4 protein-coding genes are annotated in these 4,457 nt (G+C 74.2%); all 4 read right to left on the bottom strand.

Annotated elements, in window-relative coordinates; genetic code table 11:
• Positions 1 to 57 precede the first annotated feature (57 nt).
• Entirely contained in the window at positions 58 to 591 is a 534-nt protein-coding gene (locus AB0J52_RS29035) for an acyl-CoA dehydrogenase family protein (protein WP_500185692.1), read from the bottom strand.
• A 79-nt stretch (positions 592 to 670) separates the two neighbouring features.
• Positions 671 to 1,645, bottom strand: a complete 975-nt coding sequence (locus AB0J52_RS29030) for a TerC family protein (protein ID WP_500185691.1) — start codon at positions 1,643 to 1,645, stop codon at positions 671 to 673.
• A 266-nt stretch (positions 1,646 to 1,911) separates the two neighbouring features.
• On the bottom strand, positions 1,912 to 3,069 hold the full coding sequence (locus tag AB0J52_RS29025; protein WP_500185690.1) for a glycosyltransferase family 4 protein: 1,158 nt from the start codon (positions 3,067 to 3,069) through the stop codon (positions 1,912 to 1,914).
• Positions 3,059 to 4,457 (bottom strand): lipid II flippase MurJ (locus tag AB0J52_RS29020; RefSeq protein WP_500185689.1); only part of this gene is annotated, 1,399 nt, incomplete at its 5' end. The genes AB0J52_RS29025 and AB0J52_RS29020, both read right to left, overlap by 11 nt.

Below are 4,457 nucleotides of genomic sequence, written 5' to 3'. Positions count from 1 at the left end.
CCTCAACACGCTGCTCCGCCGCGACCTGCGGATCGTCGGGCCACCCCTGGTGCCCTACTACCAGGACGTGTACGACCACGCGCTGCGCGTCGGCGCCGCGACCCACTCGTCCCCGGCGGGCAGCACGATGACGTCGGCGAGGGCCGCGCCGAGCACCGTCTCGGCGGCGCCGGTGACCCGCAGCGTCTCGCCGTCGCGGACGGCGGTCAGGCCGCCGCCGAGCGCGACGGCCGCGGTGACCGAGCCGTCGGCCAGCCCGGGCAGCAGCTCGGCGCGGACCTTGGCGTTGCCGGACGCGGCGATCACCGAGCTCGCGAGGACGGTCGGCAGGAACGGGCCGGGCGCGGCGGCGCGGCCGAGTTCCTCCAGCACCACCGCCAGTTCCAGCAGGCCGTAGCCCTGCCCGCCGTGCTCCTCGGGCAGGTGCAGGCCGAGCAGGCCCTGCTCGGCCAGGGCCGGCCAGAACTCCGGCCGCGCCTCCGCCTCGGCCTCCAGGGCCGCGCGTACGACGGGTTCGGGGACGTAGCGCTCGACGAAACCGCGCACCGACTCGGCGAGGGCCTCATGCTCCTCGGTCAGCCCGATGGCCATGCGTCACCTTCTCTCAGACCGCTGGGTCGACTCCGATTCTAGAACGGAGTTCTGTTCTTCCGCGGCTGTGACCCTACTCTCACCGCCTGCCGGACTCCACCGCGTCCCGCGCGGCCCGCCGCCGCTCGGTGAGCAGGCTGGCCGCGGTGACGGCGGCCAGCGTTCCCACGATCACCGACAGGGACAGCCAGATCGGGATCTCGGGGGCCCAGTCCAGGCCGTACTCGTGCATCGCGTGGAGCACCAGCTTCACCCCGATGAACCCGAGGATGAACGCCAGCCCCTTGCCGAGGTAGACCAGCCGGGCGGCCAGGCCCTCCAGCAGGAAGTAGAGCTGGACCAGGCCCATGAGGGCGAAGGCGTTGGCGGTGAAGACCAGGTACGGCTCGGTGGTCAGGCCGAAGATCGCGGGGATGGAGTCGAGCGCGAACAGCACGTCGGTGCTGCCGATGGCGACCATCACGATCATCAGCGGGGTGACGACCCACCGGCCGCCGCTGCGCACCAGCATCTTGTTGCCGGCGTAGTCCTGCCGGACGGGAAGGACCTTGCGGACCCAGCGCAGGAGCGCGTTCTCCTTGAACTCGGCCTCCTCGTCCTTCTCCCGGGCCAGGCCCCACGCGGTCCAGATCAGGAACCCGCCGAAGATGAAGAAGACCCAGGTGAACTGGGCGATGGCGGCCGCGCCGACCGCGATGAAGATGCCGCGCAGCACCAGCGCGATGACGATGCCGGCCATCAGGACGGTGTGCTGGGCGTGCCGGGGCACGGCGAACCTGGCAAGGATCACCATGAAGACGAAGAGGTTGTCGACGCTCAGGCTCTTCTCGGTGACGAAACCGCCGAAGTACTGCGCCGCGTAGGTGCCGCCGGAGAAGATCCAGACCCCGACGCCGAACAGGGCCGCGATCCCGATGTAGACGCACGACCAGAACGCGGCCCGGCGCGTCGTGAACTCTTTGCTCTCGTCGCGGTTGATGACGAAGAGGTCGACCGCGATGATCGCGACCAGGCCGATCAGTGTGAGTGCCCAGACCGTGGGTGTCACGTGCATTTTTCGGGTCCTCCGGCATGCGAGACTGCCGGAGGTCTCTCCCGCCGGGCGCGCGAGGCGCCGGACCGCGGAACCCGGGACGGTGTGGACCGCCCGTACTGACGGGAACCGCGCGCAGGGATACTCCCCTCCACCTTGGGCTTAACGGTACAACACGGACGCCGCATTCCCGCAGGCGGGGGCCAAGAATCTCGGCGCCGCCGGCCTTCGCACGCCAGCCGCGCACCACCCGTCCCGCCGGGCGACGGCGGAACCGGCCCGCCGGGCTACGGCAGGACCAGCTCCCGGTACAGCCCGGTCAGCCGGCTCACGGCGTCCTCCTCGGTCGGCAGCGCGGTCGCGCGCTGGGCCGCCGCCGCCCCCAGCCGGACGGCGAGCGCCGGATCGTCCAGCACCCGGCTCACCGCCTTCTCCAGGGCCTCCGGGTCCTGCGCCGGGACGAGCAGGGCCGCCTCCCCGTCCTCGCCGACCATCCCCGGAACGCCGCCCACGCGGGTCGCGACCAGCGGCCGCCCGGCCCGCAGGATCTCCTGGACGACCAGCGGCTGCCCCTCCCACAGGCTCGGCAGCACGGCCACGTCGGCGGCGGCGAGCAGCGCGGGCACGTCCGCGCGGCGGCCGAGCAGCCGGACGGGCAGGTCCTCGTCCTCGATCCGGGCGCGCAGCCGCTCTTCCAGCGGGCCGTCCCCGGCGATCGCGACGAGCGGCGGCGGCGTGCGGCGGCCCCATCCGGCGGACGCGTCGAGCAGCGCGGGCAGGCCCTTCTGCTCGGCGAGCCGGGCCACCGTCACCAGCAGGGGGCGCTCCCCCACGCCCAGTTCGGCACGGACCCGTCCGCGCACCTCCGGCCCGGGCACGGGTCCGTGCGCGGGCGCGGGGACCAGCGCGTGCCCCACCCGGCGCGCCCCCAGCTCCCGCATCCGCTCCTCCAGATCGGGAGACACCCCGAGGACGGCGGCGGCCCCGCGCGCGACGACCCGTTCAAGCGCGCCGTAGATCGCGGCAGTGCGTCCCCCGGCGATGACGGCGTTGTGCAGCGTCACCACCACAGGTACCGGCCCACGTCCCATGTGCAGCGGGCCCGGCGTGACGCGCGCGCACGAGGCGACCGCGAGCGCACCCGCCCGCAGGCCGTGCGCGTGCACGACGTCCGCGTCCCGCAGCAGCCCCCGCAGCCGCGCCACCGCACGGGCGTCGCTGACCGGACGCGGCCGGTCGGCAAGGTCCACCTCGGCGAACCGCGCGCCGACACCGGTGAACCCGAACAGCTCCTCGGTGGCGGCCGGGCCGAACACCGCGACCCGCGCCCCGCGCTCCACCAGGCCCGCCGCCACCGACCGGACGTGCCGTCCGACGCCGCCCGCGCTCGTCCCGAGCACCAGCGCCACCCGGATCCCGGCCAGGCCGTCTCGCTCAGCCCCCATTACGCATGACCTTCCGCGTCAGGACGGCCCGCAGGTCGCGGCCGTCGATCACGAACACCACCGCCACGAACACCAGCGCCGCGACCGCCGCCGACAGCACGCCGACGCCCACGTCCAGCAGCCGGTGGCCCGTGCCGAACCACGACGACAGCGCGTACCCGGCCGCCCCGCCCGCGACCGCCCCGGCGAGCCCGGACAGCAGCGCGCGCGGCATGCCCTCCAGCGCCCCGGCCCCCCGCGCGCGCATGAGCGTCCCCAGCAGCAGGACGCCCGCGACCGTCATCCCGACCGTGTTGCCCAGGCCGAGCGCCGCCACCACCCACGCCCGGTCGACCGTGGCGACCAGCACCACATCGGCGACCATCACGACCAGCCAGCCCGTCACGGTCGCGATCGCGCCCATCCGGCCCCGGTGGCAGGCGTACAGGACACGGCCGAGATGCGCGACCAGGCCGTATCCGAGCAGCCCCGGTGCGAACGCCAGCACCGCCCGCGCCATCACGATCCGCTGCTGCGGGTCGGTCCCGGCGACCTTCCAGGTGAACACCGCCGACGCCGGCAGCGCCACGGCCGCCAGCACCGCCGCGCCCGCGCACGACACCAGGATCACCGCGCGGGTCGTCCGCGCCGTGATCCTGTCGAACTCCGCGCGGTGCTCCTCGTCGGTCCGCGCCGACAGCATCGGGAACGCGCTGGTCGCGATCGGCACCGCCAGGATCGCCCACGGCAGCAGGAAGATCGCCCAGGTGTACTGGTACAGGTTCAGCGCGCCGCGCGTCCCCTCGTAGCTCAGCCGGACGACCAGCAGCGCCGACACCTGCTGCGCCGCGACCGTCGCGAGGCCGGCCGCCGCCAGCCGCAGGACGCGCCGCGCCACCCCCTCGGGGAACCGCAGTGAAGGACGCAGCCCGAGCTTCAGCCGCCACGCGGCGACCCCGGCGGTCGCGGCCATCGCCACGCCGCCCATCGCCGTCCCGATCGCGAGCACCAGCTCGGCCGACAGCGGCAGGCCCGCCAGGTCGTTCTGGTACCCGCGGGCCAGCGGCGCGAAGACGACGTAGACGACGATCACGACGACGCTGGAGACCAGCGGGGCGAGCGCGGGCGCGACGAACCGCCGGTGCGACTGCAGCAGCCCGTACAGCACCACCGCGATCCCGTACATCACCATCTGCGGGGCCATGATCGCGAGCATGTCCCCGCCGACCCGCACGATGTCGGACCGCACGCAGCCGTCCCCGGTGCCGCCGACCAGCAGCTCCATCACGGGCCGCGCGGTCAGCGCCAGCAGCGCCGACAGCGGCACCATCGCCAGCACGACCCAGGTCAGCAGCGCCGACCCGATCCGGCGGACCTGCTCGGTGTCGCCGCGCTCGGCGGGCCGCGCC

Origin of the sequence: Spirillospora sp. NPDC049652, from assembly GCF_040675125.1 — a bacterium.
Classification (GTDB): domain Bacteria; phylum Actinomycetota; class Actinomycetes; order Streptosporangiales; family Streptosporangiaceae; genus Spirillospora.
This window is presented reverse-complemented; position numbering and strand designations above follow the sequence as displayed.

What these genes read in the sequence shown, in the direction of transcription:
- AB0J52_RS29035 (WP_500185692.1), bottom strand. Translation starts at nt 591, where the DNA reads ATGGCCATCGGGCTGACCGAGGAGCATGAGGCCCTCGCCGAGTCGGTG.
- AB0J52_RS29030 (WP_500185691.1), bottom strand. Translation starts at nt 1,645, where the DNA reads ATGCACGTGACACCCACGGTCTGGGCACTCACACTGATCGGCCTGGTC.
- AB0J52_RS29025 (WP_500185690.1), bottom strand. Translation starts at nt 3,069, where the DNA reads ATGGGGGCTGAGCGAGACGGCCTGGCCGGGATCCGGGTGGCGCTGGTG.